The sequence below is a fragment of the Neobacillus sp. GCM10023253 genome, assembly GCF_042653105.1.
In the GTDB taxonomy this organism is placed as follows: Bacteria; Bacillota; Bacilli; order Bacillales; family Cytobacillaceae; genus Neobacillus; species Neobacillus citreus.
This window is the reverse complement of record NZ_JBHSHV010000003.1, coordinates 1,172,873-1,192,652: the sequence shown is the minus strand read 5'-3', so window position 1 is coordinate 1,192,652 and position 19,780 is coordinate 1,172,873. Positions and strand designations below refer to the sequence as shown.

Genomic DNA, 19,780 nt, shown 5'->3' with positions numbered 1-19,780 from the left:
TATCAATAATATCATCCTTTTAGATGCTAAACTAGTATTTTAACTGAGTGTACTTTTTACCTAAGGTAAGGCTATACTGTAACGTGGTAGTGACAAATACTCTGCAGTTTCTTCATTGTTACTTTCTTCTTCGCTTCCAAATAATCCAGATGGCCGATAATTTCCGACATAACTAAAGAAAATTGTTCATTATAGGTATTTTTATATAATACCTGCGCAATTTCATTGGCTGTAGAATGACCGGATTGGATATATCTCAAGATGAGCTCAGATTTTTCTTCAATCCGCTCTAATCGCTTATGAATAAGTGCTTTCGGATCTTGAATGACCGCTCCATGCCCAGGGAAAACAGAATCAATATGGAAAGCTGCACATTTATTTAAGGAATCAATCTGCTGACTAATGGTCGGCAATCTACTTCCGTTTTCATCAGGCTCAACAATGGCATTACTTGAAATGTGTTCAATTAATAAATCGCCGGCAAATAACTGCTTTCTTTGTTGATCCAAAAATGCCAACTGATCAGGGGAATGTCCAGGGACCTCCAAAATAGTAAAACCAAGGAATTCATTGTCTGTTATTGCTGTAATTTCTGCACGCATTGCTTTACCCTTATTACGCAGTAAGGCTTTCTTTAAATAAGCAATTTGTTTCTCACCGGTTTCCCCGCATCCCATTTCATAATAAAGCTTTTCGAAAAATTCAACCCGCAGCTCCATAAAATCTTTGTCTCTTTTTAAGCGGGGAATGGAAAGGGGAGAAGCATATACGGGAATGGGATGGGCATCGACAATTCTGTCTACCAAACCAACATGATCAATATGATGGTGTGTTAAAATTATTTCGGTTAAATCCTGTAAAACCAAGCCATTTTGATTCAATGCCAGGTTTAGTGCCTCCCAATGCGAGTCGGTATTATACCCAGCATCGATTAATGATAACGACTTTTCTTGTTTAACAAGAAAAAAATTGACCGTTTTTAACCCTCCAAGCTTCTCCGGAATCGAAATCGGTATGACCAAGCTGCAGTCCTTTTTTATATCTAACAAAATGTACACCTCACTAATCTCAATCAAATTTTAAATAATATATATTTTTTGAACGTTTGTTTAAAACGATAATATTCATATTATACAAAAAATTCTAAAAGATGTATAGTAAATGTATCGGACATACCATTTTAAAAACAGAACAAGCTGATAAAGTCATTAAATTTTGGGTTCAAAAAAATTAAAACGTTAAAAAGAAAACGCACTTTCTTTTCCTGTAATTGAAAGTGAGTTTTTTTATAATTAATATGTTGACAATATACCTATTAGGGTATAGAATCAATATTGTTCGAAAGCAAATATTGATTTGAAAAGGGTTAATGCCCTCTTTTATTTTTCAAAATAATAATACCCATATAGGTAATTAAATAGACAACAGGGAGGCATTCTTTAATGAATATTACAAAGGTTTTAGACGCAAAAGGACTTGCATGTCCAATGCCAATCGTAAAAACAAAAAAGGCAATGAATGAGTTGGAATCAGGTCAAGTGTTGGAAATCCATACAACAGATAAAGGTGCAAAAAATGACCTAACAGCATGGGCCAAGTCTGGTGGACACGAAGTATTAAATTTTGAAGAAGAAAATGGCGTATTAAAGTTTTGGATTAAAAAAGGATAAATTTTTTTATCCATTAAGATACCCTTGCAGGTATAAATAACAGGAGGTTTACAATGACAGAAAAGAAAAAAACAACGATTGTCTTGTTCAGCGGCGATTACGATAAAGCAATGGCAGCTTATATTATTGCAAATGGGGCTGCGGCATATGATCATGAAGTCACCATTTTCCACACATTTTGGGGGCTGAACGCTCTCCGCAAGGATGAAACTATTTCTGTGAAAAAAGGCTTTATGGAGAAAATGTTTGGAAAGATGATGCCAAGAGGCGCTGATAAAATGGGTCTTTCTAAAATGAACTTCGCTGGATTCGGTCAGAAAATGATCAAGGATGTAATAAAGAAACATAATGCCCTGGAACTGCCGCAATTAATTGAAATGGCCCAAGAACAGGATGTAAAACTTGTTGCCTGTACAATGACAATGGATTTATTGGGGCTAAAGGAAGAGGAGCTAATGGATCACATCGAATATGCAGGAGTGGCTGCGTATTTGGCAGATGCCGAAGATGGTAATGTAAATCTGTTTATATAGGGGGATGCGCAATGAGAGAAATTACTGCAAAAGAAGTAGAAAACTTACTAAACCAAGGAAAAAAATTAAACATTATTGATGTTCGCGAAGTAGATGAAGTGAAGGCCGGCAAAATTCCTGGTGCCATCAATATGCCATTAGGTCTGGTTGAGTTTCGGATGCATGAGTTAGACAAATCAAAAGAGTATATCATGGTTTGCCGTTCCGGTGGAAGAAGCGGCCGTGCCAGTCAATTTCTCGAAAGCTACGGTTTTAACGTTATTAACATGGCCGGCGGAATGCTGGCTTGGGAAGGTAAAGTGGAATAATTTTTTCAATAAATACCCTTGCAGGTAAAACGGGAGGACAATCATGACAAACATGAAGGCAAATGTCGTATTAGATGCTAAGGGCTTGGCATGTCCAATGCCCATCGTGAAAACGAAAAAAGCAATGAATAACCTTGAAGCAGGGCAAGTTATCGAAGTGTTAGCAACCGATAAAGGCTCAAAAGCAGATATGAAAGCTTGGGCTGAAAGCACTGGCCACCAATATTTGGGGACTATTGAAGAAGGTGGCGTGTTAAAGCACTACCTGAGAAAATCTTCAAATGATGAAACAATTGAGAAAAAACATCCAAATGTCATAAATAACGAAGATCTTGAAAAGAAACTTGCTTCTGCCAATGACAATATTATTTTAGTTGATGTAAGAGAATCGGCAGAATACGTGTTTAACCATATTCCACAGGCTTTATCAATTCCTTTAGATGAATTAGATGAGCGTTTATCTGAGTTAAATAGAGAAAATGAAATTTACGTAATTTGCCGGACTGGAAGCCGCAGTGATTTTGCTGCTCAAAAATTAGCGGAACAAGGGTTTAAAAAGGTAATGAACGTCATACCCGGTATGAGTAAATGGACAGGAAATACAACCGGATTAAATAATTAATTTTTTTAGGGAAAAATATACCTTAGGGGGTAATAGAGGATGACAGTAACTGTGATGACAGCAAAGGAAGTAACGAAAAAAGTTTTTAACAAAGAAAAACTGTTTATTTTCGATGTCCGTAATGAGTCTGACTTTCAAGATTGGAAAATTGAGGGTGACAACTTCCAGTACTTAAATATTCCATATTTCGAATTACTTGATGGTGTAGAAGAAATTCTAGACAGTATCCCGACTGATCAAGAAGTATTAGTCGTTTGTGCGAAAGAAGGGTCTTCCGTTATGGTCGCGGAAATGCTATCTGATGCTGGCCTCGATGTTTCTTACCTACAAGGTGGCATGAAAACTTGGAGTGAGCATCTAGAGCCTGTTAAAGTTGGAGACTTAACTGATGGAGGGGATCTATATCAATTTGTTCGAATTGGTAAAGGCTGTTTGTCTTACATGGTAGTTTCGGGCGGCGAAGCAGCGCTGATTGATGCAACTAGGATGACCGATATTTATCTTGATTTCGCCAAAGAAATCGGAGCAAACATTACTCATGTGTTTGATACACACCTTCATGCTGACCATATTTCTGGCGGCCGCAAAATTGCCGAGACAACAGGCGCCACGTACTGGCTGCCTCCAAAGGATGCAACGGAAGTTACGTTCGAATATCAACCGTTAGAAGATGGTAATCATGTGACAATCGGAAGTACAACAATTGATATCAACGCCCTATATTCTCCTGGTCATACCATCGGTTCCACTTCCTTTGTTGTGGATGGCAAATACCTGCTTTCAGGTGACATTTTATTCATCGATTCAATCGGACGTCCTGACCTTGCTGGAAAGGCAGAAGATTGGGTTGGCGATTTAAGAGAAACTCTATATAATCGATATAAAGAATTATCAGAAGAACTGGTTGTTCTTCCGGCCCATTTTATGATTATTGACGAATTAAACGAAGATGGCAGTGTATCAGAAAAATTAGGAGTACTGTTTGCCAAAAACCATGGCCTTAATATAGAGGATGAAAATGAATTCAGAAAGATGGTAACGGAAAACCTGCCGCCGCAGCCAAACGCGTATCAGGAAATCCGTGAAACCAATATGGGAAAAATCAATCCGGATATTGACCAGCAGAGGGAAATGGAAATCGGTCCTAACCGTTGTGCGGTTCGATAAAAAGAGGTGTTTTAACTTTGAATGAGGACAAAAAGCAAATAAACGATTGCAACACAACTGGATCTTGAGGAATTAGCAGGACTAATGTTTCCGGAAATGGTAAACAGGTTAAACAACCGATACCTTTATGACCAGGCACGTTAGTTTGGCTCCTGGCAGGAGCCATTTACCTAATATATAAAGCGTTTATGTGATTCTTTTTCTAAAGAGTGTGACATTTTAAGGTCATGCTCTTTCTTTTGATTCTTGGTAATTGTTAAATGTAAAATATGGAATACTGTACGTGGTGGGTTAAAAACGGAAATAGAAAAACAGAAGGAGGCAGAAACGAATGTTTGATTATACGGTAGTTACAGATAAAAATATGGATGAGGCCATTCAAGCTTTGGAGGAAAACCTAAAGACAGAAAAGTTTGGTGTTTTGTGGAAGTTTGATATCAAGGAAAAGCTTCAGGAAAAAGGGCTGGAGTTCGATAAAGAATTTAAGGTGCTGGAGGTGTGCAACCCACACGAGGCGCAAAGAGTGTTAACTGATAATGAAATGGCTGGATATTTTTTGCCGTGTAAAATTGTTGTTTATGAAAGCCAAGGAAAAACAAAAATTGGCATGCCTAAACCAACAGCACTTATTAGTCTTTTACAAGATGATAAGATGAAACAATTTGCAGGTGACATAGAAGATCGCTTAATAAATTGCATAAAGAACAGTATTTAAATTGGATGACAAAAAGAGCCTCGATCAACGAGGCTTCCTATTTCCAATACAAATAAAATCATTGACACAATACCCTTGTGGGTATAACATAAAAGGATGTCAGTGCTGTTCTTGAATTGGAGGGTCTAAATGAAATTTTTGATTTTACCTATACTAGTATTTATCTATATTGTGTATAAAAGATATTTCCAGGTATTTGGTGTTCCATCGGGTCATTTAAAGGATCTTCAGTTAGATGAAGTTTCTTTACTAGATGTCAGAGACTATAATGAATCTGATAAAAATCAAATCAAAGGAGCAACAAATATCCCCATAGCTTACCTTGAACGACATTTTAATGAAATTCCCAAAAGGCAGATTCACTTAGTAGCTTCCAATTTTCTTGAAAAAAATATGGGGATACGTTTTTTAAAGAAAAAGGGTTTTAAGGTTGTAAACTATACCATTGTTACACCAAACAAATTTATTTTAAAGAAAAACACAATAGAAAAATGCTGTTAAATTAATTTTAATAAGAAAGAGTACATCTTCATATTTTTTTTATAAATCCGAATACCCATATAGGTATAAAACATTAGGAGGTTTCCATGCAATATTTAAATTACATCATCATTGCTTTATTTATACTCTTTATCATTAAACAGTTCCTGCCAATAAAAGGTGTTACGCATATTACAACTGCGGAGTTAAATTCAATCTTAAATGATAAAAACAAACAGTTTGTTGATGTCCGAACACCAGGAGAGTTTAAAGGAAACCATATCAAAGGCTTCAAAAATATTCCCCTCCACCAACTAGCACAGAAAGCTGAGAAAGAACTGTCGAAAGAAAAAGAAGTGGTTGTGATCTGTCAAAGTGGCATGAGAAGCCAAAAAGCAAGTAAACAATTAAAAAATTTGGGTTATAAAGTAACTAATGTTAGAGGCGGTATGAGTGCTTGGCATTAACAATAAAGGCTTCCGATTAGAGGTCACTTTCCTAAAAAGGAGGACATCATGGATATCAGTTTACTCATTACGCTTTTCCTAATTGGCTTCGTCGGGTCTTTTATATCAGGGATGTTGGGAATAGGCGGTGCCATTATCAATTTCCCGATGTTGTTGTATATTCCTGCTCTATTGGGTGTTGGTCATTTTTCAGCACATGAGGTTTCCGGAATTACAGCCATCCAAGTCTTCTTCGCCACAATAGGCGGTGTAATGGTTTACCGCAAGGGTGGATTTTTGAATAAAACTCTGATAGCTTATATGGGCATTAGTATTTTACTAGGAAGTTTTATTGGGGGATTCAGCTCCACTCACATGCCGGAAAGCGGAATCAACGTCGTATATGGTATTTTAGCGTTAATCGCTGTGATTATGATGTTTGTACCTAAGAAGGGCGTAGAGGATATTCCGCTCGATCAAGTGAATTTAAACAAATGGCTTGCTGCTTTGTTTGCTTTCATTGTAGGAATTGGCGCTGGCATTGTCGGTGCAGGAGGGGCATTTTTATTGGTGCCGATTATGCTTACCGTGCTAAAAATACCAACGAGAATGACGATCGCCTCATCTTTGGCCATTACACTTATTTCATCAATCGGTGCAGTCACCGGAAAAATATCTACGGGACAAGTGCCAATTATACCTTCAATCATCATGGTAGTAGCCAGTCTCCTTGCCTCTCCAATAGGGGCAAATGCCGGAAAAAGAGTGAATACTAAGGTTTTGCAGGTAATCATGGGGGTTTTAATCCTGGCCACTGCAGTGAAGACGTGGATGGAAATTTTATGATAAAAAGGGCTTATTAAGCCCTTTTTATATACCCCTTATAGTATAATAAGTAAAAGCTATAAAAAGGAGGGCGCTATGCAAGTAATACAAATTGGTACACTAGCTATTTCGGTAAAATGGCTGCTTCTCGGGGTTGGTTTACTGATTGGCCTCTTCGTCATCAAATTTTGGGTAAGCAAAACACATGAAGCGGAGTTACATAAGAGGGTATTTGATTTGTTGGTAAATACACTTATTTTAGGATTTTTTATTTGGAAGGGAAGTCTAATCATTCTCGAACCATCCATTGTGATGAAAAGTCCATTATCCTTGTTATATTTTACTGGAGGAAGCAAGGGTCTGATTCTTGCCATGATTGGGTCCCTTATCTATTTCGTTTTCAAAGGACGAAAAATAAATATTCCCAATCCGCTTATCAAAAAAATCCTAGCAGTAACTGCTTTATCAGGGCTGATTGGATGGACAATGTATGATTTTGCTTTCTCACGAACCAAGCTTGATAAAACTGTACAAGAAGGGCAGACAGTGCACCAAAATTCTGATGAAATTGGAATAAAAGAAGGAAATAAAGCTCCCAATTTCCAATTGGAGAATATAGAGGGGCAACAAGTTCAACTGTCTGACTTTAAAGGGAAAAAGGTAATCTTAAATCTATGGGCAACCTGGTGTCCGCCATGTAAAGCGGAAATGCCTCATATGAAAGATTTCTATCAGGAACAAAAAGGGAAAGATGTTGAAATTGTTGCTGTAAATCTAACCACATCAGAGAAGAATCCAGATAGGGTAGAACAGTTCGTGAAGGATTACGGTTTAACCTTTCCTGTCTTACTTGATGAAAGCGGAGAAATAGCTGACGTATATCATGCCATTACGATTCCAACAAGTTATTTCATCGATACAAATGGGATCATTCATAAAAGAATAGTTGGTCCAATGGATAAAGAGATGATGACAGATTTGATTAATGGCATGAAATAAATACTAGGCTATTGAAAATAAAAGCACATTCTAAGCGGGAGCCTTCTTCTTAGAACGTGCTTTTTTAAATTAATTGTTAATCATACAATTAGTACTTGATTCTTTTTTCATTTGAGTTACGCAATCTTTATGCATTTCTTTTAATTGTTTTTCACTTAGCTGCGGGTGTTTTTCCTGCATCATCGGGAGCATTTCTTTGAAATCTCCCACCTTGCATGCAATCTGGTCACTGGCCGCTAAAACGCCAGTTCCTAATCCCAGTAACAAAATGATGGTAAGAGCACTTGTGGCTATTTTTTTCATTTCATTTTCCTCCTTAGCAGTATATTAATTTCTACAATTCTATTTTATAACGGTTTTTATTATACGGAGCGGGGTAATTTTGACAAGTTAGTAAACTTTAGAAAAGTAAACACATTATCGTCAAATTTTTAAGCATTTTATTACTTTCTAACACCGCGATAGGTTAAAATAAAAAGGTGATTATGAAACAGGAGGAAATGAACATGAACATCACAGACCAAGCTCGTGATCTGTTAAAACAAGTGTTCAAGGAAGAGAATGCCAACAACATTCGTATCTTTTTTGAAGGCTATGGCTGAGGTGAGCCAAGAATTGGACTGGCTCTGGATGAGCCGGATGCAGACGATATAATCGTCACAATAAACGAAATCACAGTCGCAATCGACCCAATCATTGAACCTAATACAGACGGCTTAACCATAGACCGAAGCGGAGATGGAAAAGGCATTTCTTTGATTGGCAATACGGGTGCATGCTGTTAGTAGAAAAGACCTATCTAGGTCTTTTTTGTTTTTATCGACATGAACTTATCAACTTAATGGAACAGAATGTTTAGGAGCTGGAGATAAGTTGATACACTGGAGTGAAGGGAGGAGAAATAAACGCGTATGGAGATCAATACGAAAGAAACATTTGCTAAGAAAATCCTTACAGCGGCAAATGGGTATTTGGATGTTGGGTTTACACATTCATTGAATCCATATAGTGGCTGCGCCTTTTCGTGCAGGTACTGTTATGTAAGGGAAATGCCTATGCAACGATTTAAAGGAATTCCATGGGGAGAATGGTTAGACATTAAAACAAATGCAGCGGAGAATTACCGGAATGAAATGATAAAAATTCGCAAGAATAACAAACCGGTGAATATTTTTATGTCTTCTGCAACAGATCCGTACCAGCCAATGGAACGAAAAGCAGGTATTACACGGGCCATACTGGAAGAAATGCTGGAAAACCCGCCTGATTTTCTTCAAATCCAAACACGGAGCCCACTCATCACAAGAGATATCGATTTATTGTTAAAATTAAAGGACAAATGTAATACCCTTGTTTCCATGACGATTGAAACAGATAGGGAAGATGTAAAGCAAATCTTTGCACCATATGCACCTGGAATTAAATTGCGGTTAAAAGCGTTAAAAGAAGTTCACGATGCCGGAATATCCACCCAAGCCTCGATTTCTCCCGTTTTGCCATTTACCCCGGATTTCCCAAAAGTTTTGGATAGCAGGGTGGATCATATTTGGATTGATACGCTTAGTATTGGTGATGGTTTGATGGGAAAGCGCTCGGCGAGGTTAGGAATGCCGGCTGTATTTGAAGAGCACGGATTATCAGATTGGTATCAAAAAAATTTACATGTAAGGGTCGAAAACTTTTTTAAAAAATATTTTCCTAGTGAAATGATAAGAGTTTCTAAAAGTGAAGCTTTCCTAAAATAAATAAGACCACCCATTTTACTGGGTGGTCTTATTGTATTATTGAACTACAGCTTTTTTGGAACCCATTGGCCAGAAATAGCCGATAATCGCACCAACCACTGCTGGTAATATCCATCCTAGACCAATACTATAAAGCGGTAAATATTCAATGTACGAAGCTTTAATAGCTTCGAATAAAGAAATGGTCGCTCCGGGTAAGCTTCCAACTAACGTGCTGTATCCATCGAAGAAACTCACACAAAAAGTAAGAAACATAGACGCTGCATATACACTTTGCTTATGTTTAAATAATGATGAGCTAAGCGTCAACAAAATCAGAACAATCGCCAAAGGATATAATAGCATTAATACTGGAACAGCGTATTGAATAATATTATTTAAGCCAAAATTGGCGATTATAAATGACACAAGACTTAGGATAAGTACGAACATTTTATAGCTTACTTTTGGAAAAACACTATTGAAAAATTCGCTACATGAGGTAATGAGCCCAATGCTTGTTTTTAAACATGCTAGAACAATAATAATAGCAAGGAGAATCGCACCGAATTCGCCAAAGTAATGATTGGCTACCTTAGCAAAGATTAATCCACCATTATCGAATGTACCGATGGCAGATATGCTTGATGCCCCCATATACGTAATGAGGCCATAAATCAGCATCATTAGTGCCATAGCGAAAATGCCTGATTTCCAAGTTGCTTTTGCAATTGTCTTCGTGTCGGTGATTCCTTGTCCTTTAATAGCATTGATGACAACAATACCAAATGCTAATGAAGCAAGGGCATCCATCGTGTTATAACCCTCTTTAAAACCAGTAATAAAGGCCAATTGGCTGTAATCACCCGTTGGTGCTCCAAATCGTCCCATAGGTTTGACGATTGCGATAATAATTAATAAAAATAAAAATACTAAAAATGCAGGTGTTAGATATTTTCCAATATAGTCAATAATTTTCGCAGGATTTAATGAGAAATAATAGACAATGGCAAAAAATACGAAACTAAAAAGCCCAAGATATAAGCTGGCGTGCTCTGGATTAATAAATGGTTCGAAACCGACTACGAAAGGTACTGTTGCTGTACGTGGAATCGCAAAAAAAGGTCCAATGGTTAAGTATAGAGCCATGGCGAAGACGACTCCAAATTTCGGGTGGACCCGACCTGCTAATTCACGAAGTCCATTACTTCCGGATAGCCCGAATGCCAAGATCCCCATAAATGGCAAACCAATTGCTGTTACAAGAAAACCAATTAAAGCTGGCCAAAAGTTAGTACCGGCAACCTGTCCCATCTGAATAGGGAAGATCAGGTTTCCTGCCCCAAAGAACATACCAAACAGCATTGTACCAATGACTGCGTATGTTGAAAATGATATTTTTTGATGCATGCATGTTGCTCCTTCTAGATGAATTTCATTTATTTTAACATCGTTTAGAATAATTGGCTATCATGGATTGATTGCTGGAGCAAGTTGGCATTAAAACGTTTTGGACATCTAAATGGCAAACATATCTGAAATTGGGAGGAGGACATGGAGATCGAGCCAAGTTTAATAATATTACTGAAATTCAGACAATCAGAGGAGGTTGAAGAAGAAGGGAAGGAGGAATTGGCTTATGGAAACAATGCGCTTGAAATTAAGTAAATATAGGCAAAAACAGGAGAGAGGGAACTTGATTTCATTTAAGTTCCCTTTTTAATTTTTTTCATCGGACTTATTTTAATGTTTTCAGCCATGCAGCCATTGCTGGCGCATCCTCTTTGGACACCAAGCCAGATGGCATACCTCCTCGGCCATGTTGGATGATGTCCTCGATTTCCTTATCCGATAAACGGGAACCCACTCCTTTTAAAGAAGGCCCAACTCCGCCTTGGTATTGATCCCCGTGACAGCCTGCACAGGTGTTCTTATAGATGGATTCACCGTCCACTTTGGATATCGTTCCTTTTCCTTCTTGGCCTTCATTCTTTGCAGGCGTCTCTTGTGCCTCTTCTTTCTGGTCTTGCACATTGCTGAGTACAAAAAATCCACCAATTCCTATCACTAGGATGGCTAGGGCAATCAAAACAGTGTTTTTCATAAAATCGCCTCCAAATTATCCTTTTTCGGTACAAGAAATAAAAATGATGTGCAAACTCAATCTAACCTGACAAACGAAAGGATTTTTGGTGCAACCACTTACCAAAATACCCTTTGATATAAGTATGAGCAGATAATTGGAAACTACGCATGAAAGAGGAAAACTGCATAGATTGCCTATGATTCAGAAAGAGCACCTATTAAAATGATATTGAAGGTGGATTTGTAAGGAACTGCATTAGAGTTTTATGTCCTTGAACACAACCAGTGGGGCACCAAGGAAACCATTCGAAGTCGACCTCTACATAATTACGTAAAATATAAATTTGACGAAATTATCCTAGGAAGGTAAAATATAGTAGAGGTGTTATTATGGTAAATCCAGCAAAACAGCAAAATTTCAAAAAGCTTCAGGCAATGCTTAATGAACTCCCTTGGTATGTTGAAGAATACATAAATCATAAATTACGAAAACTTTCTACTGCATCGTTGTTCAACTATTGTCACGACTATAAAATCTTCTTTAACTGGATGATTACTGAGCAATTATGGTCCGGCAGCATAAAAGAAATTCCATTGGAACGTCTTGAGAAAATGACAGTCATTGAAGTCGAAGGATTTTTAAATTTTCTTCATTACGAATTAAATAACAAAGAATTAACCGTTAACCGTAAATTATCTGCGTTGAAATCACTTTTTAATTACCTGCAAAACATCGCGGAAACACCGGATTTGGAACCCTATATTAATCGTAATGTCATGGCAAAAATAGAGTTTAACGAAGTTAAGGAAAGTTTGGAAACAAAGGCAAATAAAATGGAAGGTAAAATTCTGCTTGGGGATGAATATGAGCGATTTCGTCTCTTTGTCGCTCATGAATACGGAGAAATCAATAAAGAAAACAAAAAAATCTTCAATTTTCATCAATTAAATAAAGAACGTGATACCGCGATTGTATCGTTGATTTTAGGTTCTGGATTACGTCTTTCTGAGCTAATTGGTTTAGATCTTGAAGATATTGATTTCAGTAAGTATAGTGCACGAGTAATTCGCAAAGGAAATAAAGAACAATTTGTATATTTTAGCCAAACGGCCATGGATGATTTACAGGAATACCTGGCAATCAGGATTCCTAAATACCATGTTGATAAAAATATGAAAGCATTATTTGTGGCTGCTCCGATAGGTCCAAAAGGCAAAACAAGAAGGCTAACAGCACGTTCAGTAGAAAAATTAATTGAAAAATATGCAACTGCGTTCGGTAAACCATCATTATCAGTTCATAAATTACGGCATTCATTTGCAACCAGATATCATGCGGAAATCAATGATGTGCCAAAATTACGCCGGCAATTAGGTCATTCATCGATTCAAACTACGATGATTTATACGCATATTAAGAATGATGACTTAAAGATTGCTGTTGATAAGATGGATATGCCGAAGGAACAAATAGATTAAAATGATAAGAAGGCTGTATTAAATAGCAGCCTCCCCCTTGTTTTATTTTAATTTACCAGTTTACATAATACATTTATAGTAAATTATTTTTATGATATCTCAATTCCAGAGTATACTTAAGATAGTGAGACGAAACAAAATTTTTAGTTATTATTTTTTCAGTAATTAATTTATTGATAAAAGATTCTCTGAATACGTACATTTACTCATATTTCTCTACTGATTCGCAGCAGAAGTTAATAATTTGCAGCTAAATCACTTTAGCCCCCTAATAAATAATAAATTTGCGATAAAATTAACTTTATGTTTGAACTTATATTTTTGCTTACTGGTTTGCCTCTTCCCTAAAAATATCTAGCTAGTTTCATCTAAAAAACCAACAATTGTATAATTGTTGAGATCTTGCTTACCCATCAGCGATTTGAAAAATGCCCCCCTCCTCCCTCTTTGTGATAAACAATTGCAGGTTCTATAAATAGGTAGAAATCCTCAATTATTACAGAAAGCTGCTATTCTTCGGTAAAAGCAAATTCTTCAATAAAATAATGTATACTTAAAACATTCAAAAAAAATATATTTATTGGGGATGATCCTGTGTTTAATCGCATTCTTGTAGCAATAGACGGTTCTAAAATGAGTGAAAAAGCATTACAAACTGCTTTAAAATTTGCTAAGGAAAGATATTCTAAAATTGGTGTTATCCACGTGGAGAAAAATGTGCAAATTGTCGATGGGATGCCAATAAAAACAATTGATAATATTTATGCTGACCAAGAGACCAAGGGTCATGTTCTATTAAAACAAGCGGTTACTCTTGCAGAAGAAGAAGGTATTGAAATCGAAGTCCATTTTGTAATGGGGGAACCAGCTATTCAAATTGTCAAAAAGGCTGATGAATTTAACTATCAGCTGATTGTCATAGGAAGCAGAGGGTTGGGAAATATTAAAGGGTTAATGCTGGGAAGCGTCAGCCAGAAAGTTTCCCAGCTAGCGCATTGCCCTGTTTTAATTATTAAATAGTATAAAAAATGCTGCACAAAAACCGTCTTGTGCCAACAGTTCTTGATGATTCCCTCTGGTCTATTCCTGCTTCCCCTCTGCCTACCCCCCTTTTAATAAGGGATAATAACGGGAGTCAGCTATCAAGTTATGTGGAAATTTAATAGAGCAATTAAATAAAAAAGAGCTGCCCCTAAAAGTTCACTTTTGGGACAGCCTCTTTTGGTTTTATTAAGCTTTACGAACGTTTGATGCTTGTGGTCCGCGGTTACCTTGCTCAACGTCAAAAGTAACTGATTGACCTTCATCTAATGTTTTGAAGCCTTCGCCTTGAATCGCTGAGAAATGTACGAATACGTCTTCTCCACCTTCACGTTCGATGAATCCGAAGCCTTTTTCGCCATTAAACCATTTTACTTTACCTTTTTCCATTGTGTTGCCTCCTAGTGTGTAAATACACACAATGTAATACTATCCTTGCTCTCAGTGATGATCAAGACGAAAAGTTCAAACTTATACCAATCCTTTACACCGAACAAAAATAATTCTTTTTAATTATCGCATTCTTTGTAAAAAATTGCAAGAAGGCGAAAAATTTATCATATTGTTAGACTGTTTGAACTGACTATTTCTTTAATATAATCATTGCGGTGTATTTTGTATCTGGATAAACCCCATATTCTGTATGTGTGCTTACAGCAAGAGGAACAGAATTGTATTTAACATCTATCAGCTTACCTTCCTCTAATGTACCAAGAAAATCATTAACAACCCGTATAAGTTCTGCAAAGTCAGTACTTTGAAAACCTTTTGCCTCGTACATTCGTTCTACCTCCCTTTAAAGAAATTTCTACAATATACTTTAATCAGCATAAGAAAAAATCCCTTTTAAACAAAAGGGGTTTCTTATAGATTAGGCGTAAAAGTTAAACTTTGAAATAAAGCATTTATCCTACCTTGTTATTTATTAAATCTATTGCTTGATTTTCAGTTATACCTCTAATTAAACCAAGTTCACTGATAAAAATCCTTCGTGCACTCTCCAGCATCTGCTTTTCGCTTGAATTAAGCGATTTATTTTTGTTTATTCTCATTAAGTCCCGTACAACTTCTGCGCCTTCTTGGATATTACCTGATTTAAGTTTTTCCAAATTAATTTTGTATCTTTCTTTCATCGAAAGGGTTGTATCGGTTACACCATGATAAAAAATGTCCAATACGTTTTCAAGTGTAATCAAATCGGTAGCTAAACGAATTCTTGATTTTTCTACTTTTGCGATAGGGATCATAACTTGCATTTTATTGATTCGCATATTTATTATATAATACTGCTGTTTTTCACCTTGAATTTCCTTTACTTCTATTGCTTCAATAACTCCTGCTCCCTGCATTGGATAAACGATGCAATCACCAACTTGAAACAACTAACCACCTCCAAATTAAGTACATCTTAAGTATACCATACGAATTCAAAATAACAAAATTTTTAATTATATCATCTATTTTTAGTCACTGTCAACACTTTTCCCCTGATCTGTTAGTAAAAAAAACAATGGACTTGATGCCCATTGTTCGTTGTTTAGTATTTTGAATTAATGATTATTTTCCATTTCTATAATCAAATTTTCAATTTGTTCTTGTGAAAGCTTTTCACGTTCAATTTCAACATCGTTACCGTAGCCAATCAAAACTAGATCATCATGATTTGATAATGGTTTTCTTCCTCTTGGAACAGATTCTGTGTATTTTTTCCATTCACCATTAATCTTAGCGAGTGATACATCGCCTCTTTTCATCATCAAGCCATCTATACTTTTCGGCATCTTTAAACCTTTAATAAATTGTTTTTTTGAGAAATAAAAATCTTCTTCCATTTTTTCATCTCCTTAGTGTTAATAGTATATGTCAATTACGCCATAAACCATTTATGAATATTTATCTTTTCCGCGTTTACCTCCCATTGAAATAAGCTACAAAAGTTTCAATCCATTTGCCGACAATAAATAGATTGCCGGCTATTTCAATCTAATTGCACAAAAAAAGCGCTAAGGGCTGCTTCACTAGGAAAGCAGTTCTTAGCGCTTTTTTGTAAATTTATCCTGCATTTTTCATACGTCCACCAGAAAACTGACTATTATATAAATCAGCATAGAACCCGTCTTTCTCCAACAATTCCTGATGATTTCCCTTTTCAATGACTCGGCCATTGTTCATGACTAGAATAATATCTGCGTCTCGGATCGTTGATAGTCGGTGGGCTATGATAAAGCTTGTGCGTCCCTTCATCAGATGATCCATCGCCTTTTGAATCTGGACTTCGGTCCGTGTATCAACGCTGCTTGTAGCCTCGTCAAGGATTAACATCGCCGGATCTGCAAGAATCGCCCTAGCAATCGTTAATAGCTGCTTTTGCCCCTGAGAAATATTCGAAGCTTCCTCATTTAAGATGGTATCATAGCCGTCAGGCAATGTGCGGATAAAGTGGTCTGCATTAGCAGCTTGTGCAGCAGCAACAATTTCCTCTTCTGTTGCTCCATCCCTTCCATATGCGATGTTGTCACGAATTGTGCTGTTAAAGAGCCATGTATCCTGCAGCACCATTCCAAATAAGCCGCGCAGGTGCTCTCTCTTCATATCCCGTGTATCGATTCCATCAATCAAAATTTTACCGGAATTGATTTCGTAAAAACGCATTAATAGATTAATTAGTGTTGTTTTACCCGCTCCGGTCGGACCAACGATGGCAACCTTTTGCCCAGGTCTTACTTTAATGTTCATATCCTCGATTAATAATTCATTTTCTTTATATCCGAAAGAAACATCCTCGAATTTCACCTCGCCTTTTGGATCAGCTAGCTTTTTTGCTGTGGCAGTTTCCGGAATCTCCTCTGTTTCATCAAGGATTTCAAACACCCGCTCTGCACTGGCCGCCGTTGACTGAATCACGTTGGCAATCATCGCGGTCTGGGTAATCGGTTGGGAAAATTGTCTGGCATATTGGATAAATGCCTGAATATCGCCAATCTCAATCGCTTTTTTTGTGACCAATATTCCGCCTGCCACAGATACAAGTACATAACCGATGTTATTGATAAACGACATGAATGGCATAATCAACCCAGACATAAATTGCGCCCTCCAGCCAGCTTGATAAAGTCTTTCATTGATTTCTTCAAATTGATCCATAGACTTTTGCTCGCGTCCAAATACTTTAATAATCTTATGGCCGGTATACATTTCTTCAACATGTCCGTTTAGCTGGCCAAGCGCCTTTTGCTGTCCCTTGAAATAGGCTTGTGAACGTTTGGCAATATTTGCTGTCGCAATAAAACTAAGCGGCAGTGTCACCACCACGATCAATGTCATTAGCGGACTAATCGAAAGCATCATCACAATTACACCAATTAAGGTAACCACTGAGGTAATCAGCTGGGTTAAGCTTTGCTGCAAGGTGGTGCTGATGTTATCGACATCATTTACTGCCCGGCTAAGGATTTCACCATGGGTGCGTGCATCAAAATATTTTAATGGCAGTCGGTTTAGCTTTTCTTCTACTTCTTTACGAAGCTGGTAAACTGTTTTTTGTGCCACTCCCGCCATAATATATTGCTGAATGTATGCAAAAACAGCACTTAAAATATAGAGCCCAATTAATAATAAAATGATATGCCCGATGTATTCAAAATCAATTTTTGCACCAGGTACACCTCTAAACTTCATCATTAAGCCTTCAAACAACTTGGTTGTCGCTTTCCCCATGATTTTTGGACTGACTATGGCAAAAATAGTACTGATGATGGCCGTGATGAGAACCGCTATAAGCTGCATTTTATATGGCATTAAATAGGTAATTAACCGCTTCAGTGTTCCTTTAAAATCCTTTGCTTTTTGAACTGGGGCACCCATTCCCATAGGACCAAATCCGCCGCCTGGTCCCCGAGGACCCGGTCCTTGTTGAGGTCTATGATTCTGTGAATCTTTACTCATGCAATTTCCTCCTCAGAAAGCTGAGACATGACAATTTCACGATAAACTTTGCTGGTTTCCATCAACTCTTTATGTTTACCAATTCCAGCAATCTCGCCATTATCAAGGACGATAATCTGGTCCGCATCGATGATGGTGCTGACGCGCTGGGCAACAATTAATACTGTAGATTGCTGGGTTTGTTCTTTTAATGCCGCCCGAAGCATGGCATCTGTTTTAAAATCTAAAGCGGAAAAGCTGTCATCAAAAATAAAGATTTCCGGTCTTCGGACAAGCGCACGTGCAATGGATAAACGTTGTTTCTGCCCGCCCGATACATTTGTTCCTCCTTGGGCAATCAGCGTGTTGTAGCCTTCAGGCATTTCGTTAATAAACTCTGCCGCTTGGGCAATTTCAGCGGCATGCCGCACTTCTTCATCCGATGCATCTTCTTTGCCGTATCGAATATTTTCCGAAATAGTCCCTGTAAAAAGAACGGCTTGCTGCGGGACAAAGCCAATTTTTTTGCGAAGTAATTCCTGAGTCATTTTTCGTACATCGATTCCACCAACCAACACTTTGCCGCTGCCAGCGTCATAAAAACGAGGAATCAAATTAATAAGCGTTGATTTACCTGAGCCGGTTCCGCCGATAATCGCGGTGATTTCACCTGGCCTCATTTTAAAAGAAATATTCGAAATAGCAGGCATTTCAGCTCCTGGATAGGAAAAGCTGACATTCTGAAATTCAACCTCCCCATTGTTGCTTACTGGGGGAAGGGGAGTTGATGGATTTTTAATATCAGCCGTTGTATCTAGCACCTCAATAATTCTTACTGCTGATACAGAAGCTCTTGGAATCATCACAAACATCATCGATAACATCAGGAAGGAGAACATGATTTGCATCGCGTATTGGATAAAGGCCATCATGTCTCCCACTTCCATGTGCCCATTACTGATGCGGATGCCGCCAAACCAGATAATCGCTACTGTAGTCAGGTTTAGGATAATCATCATCGTCGGCATCATGACGGCCATCAGTTTATTGACCTTTATCGCGGTTTGGGTAAGATCCCAGCTGGCTTCGTCAAATCGCTTCTTCTCATGCTCGATTCGGTTAAAGGAACGAATCACACGAATTCCAGTTAAATTTTCCCGTAAAACGCGGTTTAGGTTATCTAGTTTTACCTGCATCGCTTTAAATAATGGAATGGCATTTCTTTGTACAATTAAGATAATGATAATTAATATGGGAATCGCCACAGCGAGAACTAAAGAAAGTTTGGTGTCTTTGGATAAAGCCATGATGATTCCGCCGATGCACATCATTGGAGCCATGACCATCATTCGGAGCATCATGATTAACACCTGCTGTATTTGCGTAATATCGTTTGTTGTTCTCGTGATGAGTGATGCTGTTCCAAATTGATCAAATTCCTGTAAGGAAAAATCGCCGACATGGGAAAAGATTTTACTTCGCAATAATTTTCCGAAACCTGAAGCGGCTTTGGCGGAAAAAAAGCTGGCACTGACAGAGCAAATCATGCCGCCTGCCGCGACGAGGAGCATGAACCCGCCAATTTTCCAAATATAATGTGTATCGCCGGTTACTACTCCCTTATCAACGATATCGGCCATTAATGTTGGCAGATACAATTCAGACAAGGATTGCAGAAGCACTAATACCAAAACAAACATAACAGGGAACTGAAATGGTTTTAGAAATTTTGCTAATTTAAGCATTTTGGTCATCTCCATTC

Annotated in this window: 24 protein-coding genes; 13 read left to right on the top strand and 11 right to left on the bottom strand. The window is 37.6% G+C overall.

Translation table 11 applies throughout. The annotated features are described in order from the left end of the window. Positions 1–71 precede the first annotated feature (71 nt). The gene (locus tag ACFPA1_RS06145; RefSeq protein ID WP_378581720.1) at positions 72–1,058 is read right to left on the bottom strand and encodes an MBL fold metallo-hydrolase; all 987 of its coding nucleotides are present in this window, start codon (positions 1,056–1,058) and stop codon (positions 72–74) included. A gap of 384 nt (positions 1,059–1,442) precedes the next feature. On the opposite strand from ACFPA1_RS06145, the gene ACFPA1_RS06140 reads away from it, so the two are divergent. The 10 genes from ACFPA1_RS06140 (at position 1,443) to ACFPA1_RS06095 (ending at position 7,765) form a co-directional block, all read left to right on the top strand. Continuing rightward, positions 1,443–1,670 carry a sulfurtransferase TusA family protein gene (locus ACFPA1_RS06140; protein WP_213140057.1) on the top strand — a complete coding sequence of 76 codons (228 nt, stop codon included), beginning with the start codon at positions 1,443–1,445 and terminating at the stop codon, positions 1,668–1,670. Positions 1,671–1,723: 53 nt separating this feature from the next. Further along, the gene (locus tag ACFPA1_RS06135; RefSeq protein ID WP_213140058.1) at positions 1,724–2,203 is read left to right on the top strand and encodes a DsrE/DsrF/DrsH-like family protein; all 480 of its coding nucleotides are present in this window, start codon (positions 1,724–1,726) and stop codon (positions 2,201–2,203) included. An 11-nt stretch (positions 2,204–2,214) separates the two neighbouring features. Beyond that, positions 2,215–2,511, top strand: coding sequence for a rhodanese-like domain-containing protein (locus ACFPA1_RS06130; protein WP_213140059.1), 297 nt, complete (start codon positions 2,215–2,217; stop codon positions 2,509–2,511). A gap of 43 nt (positions 2,512–2,554) precedes the next feature. Then, positions 2,555–3,133 (top strand): sulfurtransferase TusA family protein, encoded by a 579-nt coding sequence (locus tag ACFPA1_RS06125; RefSeq protein ID WP_213140060.1) that lies wholly within the window; start codon positions 2,555–2,557, stop codon positions 3,131–3,133. A gap of 39 nt (positions 3,134–3,172) precedes the next feature. Beyond that, entirely contained in the window at positions 3,173–4,300 is a 1,128-nt protein-coding gene (locus ACFPA1_RS06120; protein WP_213140061.1) for an MBL fold metallo-hydrolase, read from the top strand. Positions 4,301–4,631: 331 nt separating this feature from the next. Next, positions 4,632–5,015, top strand: a complete 384-nt coding sequence (locus ACFPA1_RS06115) for a DUF302 domain-containing protein (protein ID WP_213140062.1) — start codon at positions 4,632–4,634, stop codon at positions 5,013–5,015. A gap of 129 nt (positions 5,016–5,144) precedes the next feature. After that, on the top strand, positions 5,145–5,516 hold the full coding sequence (locus ACFPA1_RS06110; protein WP_378581719.1) for a hypothetical protein: 372 nt from the start codon (positions 5,145–5,147) through the stop codon (positions 5,514–5,516). A gap of 86 nt (positions 5,517–5,602) precedes the next feature. Next, complete coding sequence (locus ACFPA1_RS06105) at positions 5,603–5,962, top strand: rhodanese-like domain-containing protein (RefSeq protein WP_378581718.1); 360 nt, start codon at positions 5,603–5,605, stop codon at positions 5,960–5,962. 48 nt (positions 5,963–6,010) lie between these two features. After that, positions 6,011–6,787 carry a sulfite exporter TauE/SafE family protein gene (locus ACFPA1_RS06100; RefSeq protein WP_378581717.1) on the top strand — a complete coding sequence of 259 codons (777 nt, stop codon included), beginning with the start codon at positions 6,011–6,013 and terminating at the stop codon, positions 6,785–6,787. Between the two features lie 75 nt (positions 6,788–6,862). Continuing rightward, positions 6,863–7,765, top strand: a complete 903-nt coding sequence (locus ACFPA1_RS06095; protein ID WP_378581716.1) for a redoxin domain-containing protein — start codon at positions 6,863–6,865, stop codon at positions 7,763–7,765. A 69-nt stretch (positions 7,766–7,834) separates the two neighbouring features. On the opposite strand, the gene ACFPA1_RS06090 is transcribed toward ACFPA1_RS06095, so the two are convergent. Then, positions 7,835–8,068: a hypothetical protein gene (locus ACFPA1_RS06090; RefSeq protein ID WP_213140067.1), complete on the bottom strand. Its 234-nt coding sequence runs from the start codon at positions 8,066–8,068 to the stop codon at positions 7,835–7,837. Between the two features lie 289 nt (positions 8,069–8,357). Beyond that, positions 8,358–8,531 (bottom strand): hypothetical protein, encoded by a 174-nt coding sequence (locus ACFPA1_RS06085; protein ID WP_378581715.1) that lies wholly within the window; start codon positions 8,529–8,531, stop codon positions 8,358–8,360. A gap of 145 nt (positions 8,532–8,676) precedes the next feature. On the opposite strand from ACFPA1_RS06085, the gene ACFPA1_RS06080 reads away from it, so the two are divergent. Beyond that, positions 8,677–9,510 carry an SPL family radical SAM protein gene (locus tag ACFPA1_RS06080; protein WP_213140068.1) on the top strand — a complete coding sequence of 278 codons (834 nt, stop codon included), beginning with the start codon at positions 8,677–8,679 and terminating at the stop codon, positions 9,508–9,510. Between the two features lie 36 nt (positions 9,511–9,546). Here ACFPA1_RS06080 and brnQ read toward each other — a convergent pair whose 3' ends face one another. Both brnQ and ACFPA1_RS06070 read right to left on the bottom strand, forming a co-directional pair. Then, a complete protein-coding gene (brnQ, locus tag ACFPA1_RS06075) occupies positions 9,547–10,899 on the bottom strand; it encodes a branched-chain amino acid transport system II carrier protein (RefSeq protein WP_213140069.1) in 1,353 nt (450 codons plus the stop codon). Positions 10,900–11,227: 328 nt separating this feature from the next. Continuing rightward, positions 11,228–11,593 (bottom strand): c-type cytochrome, encoded by a 366-nt coding sequence (locus tag ACFPA1_RS06070; protein WP_378581714.1) that lies wholly within the window; start codon positions 11,591–11,593, stop codon positions 11,228–11,230. 371 nt (positions 11,594–11,964) lie between these two features. Between ACFPA1_RS06070 and xerS the strand changes: the two genes are divergently transcribed. After that, positions 11,965–13,053: a tyrosine recombinase XerS gene (xerS, locus tag ACFPA1_RS06065; protein ID WP_213140072.1), complete on the top strand. Its 1,089-nt coding sequence runs from the start codon at positions 11,965–11,967 to the stop codon at positions 13,051–13,053. A gap of 594 nt (positions 13,054–13,647) precedes the next feature. Continuing rightward, positions 13,648–14,073, top strand: coding sequence for a universal stress protein (locus ACFPA1_RS06060; RefSeq protein WP_378581713.1), 426 nt, complete (start codon positions 13,648–13,650; stop codon positions 14,071–14,073). A gap of 210 nt (positions 14,074–14,283) precedes the next feature. Here ACFPA1_RS06060 and ACFPA1_RS06055 read toward each other — a convergent pair whose 3' ends face one another. The 6 genes from ACFPA1_RS06055 to ACFPA1_RS06030 form a co-directional block, all read right to left on the bottom strand. Then, complete coding sequence (locus ACFPA1_RS06055) at positions 14,284–14,484, bottom strand: cold-shock protein (RefSeq protein WP_213115665.1); 201 nt, start codon at positions 14,482–14,484, stop codon at positions 14,284–14,286. Between the two features lie 193 nt (positions 14,485–14,677). Further along, on the bottom strand, positions 14,678–14,875 hold the full coding sequence (locus ACFPA1_RS06050; protein ID WP_213140074.1) for a sporulation protein Cse60: 198 nt from the start codon (positions 14,873–14,875) through the stop codon (positions 14,678–14,680). Positions 14,876–14,999: 124 nt separating this feature from the next. After that, positions 15,000–15,476, bottom strand: coding sequence for a CarD family transcriptional regulator (locus tag ACFPA1_RS06045; protein WP_213140075.1), 477 nt, complete (start codon positions 15,474–15,476; stop codon positions 15,000–15,002). A 168-nt stretch (positions 15,477–15,644) separates the two neighbouring features. Continuing rightward, positions 15,645–15,926 carry a hypothetical protein gene (locus tag ACFPA1_RS06040; protein ID WP_213140076.1) on the bottom strand — a complete coding sequence of 94 codons (282 nt, stop codon included), beginning with the start codon at positions 15,924–15,926 and terminating at the stop codon, positions 15,645–15,647. A gap of 220 nt (positions 15,927–16,146) precedes the next feature. After that, on the bottom strand, positions 16,147–18,039 hold the full coding sequence (locus ACFPA1_RS06035) for an ABC transporter ATP-binding protein (protein WP_378581712.1): 1,893 nt from the start codon (positions 18,037–18,039) through the stop codon (positions 16,147–16,149). Continuing rightward, on the bottom strand, positions 18,036–19,763 hold the full coding sequence (locus tag ACFPA1_RS06030) for an ABC transporter ATP-binding protein (protein WP_378581711.1): 1,728 nt from the start codon (positions 19,761–19,763) through the stop codon (positions 18,036–18,038). The genes ACFPA1_RS06035 and ACFPA1_RS06030 overlap by 4 nt, the downstream gene beginning before the upstream one ends. Between the last annotated feature and the right edge of the window lie 17 nt (positions 19,764–19,780).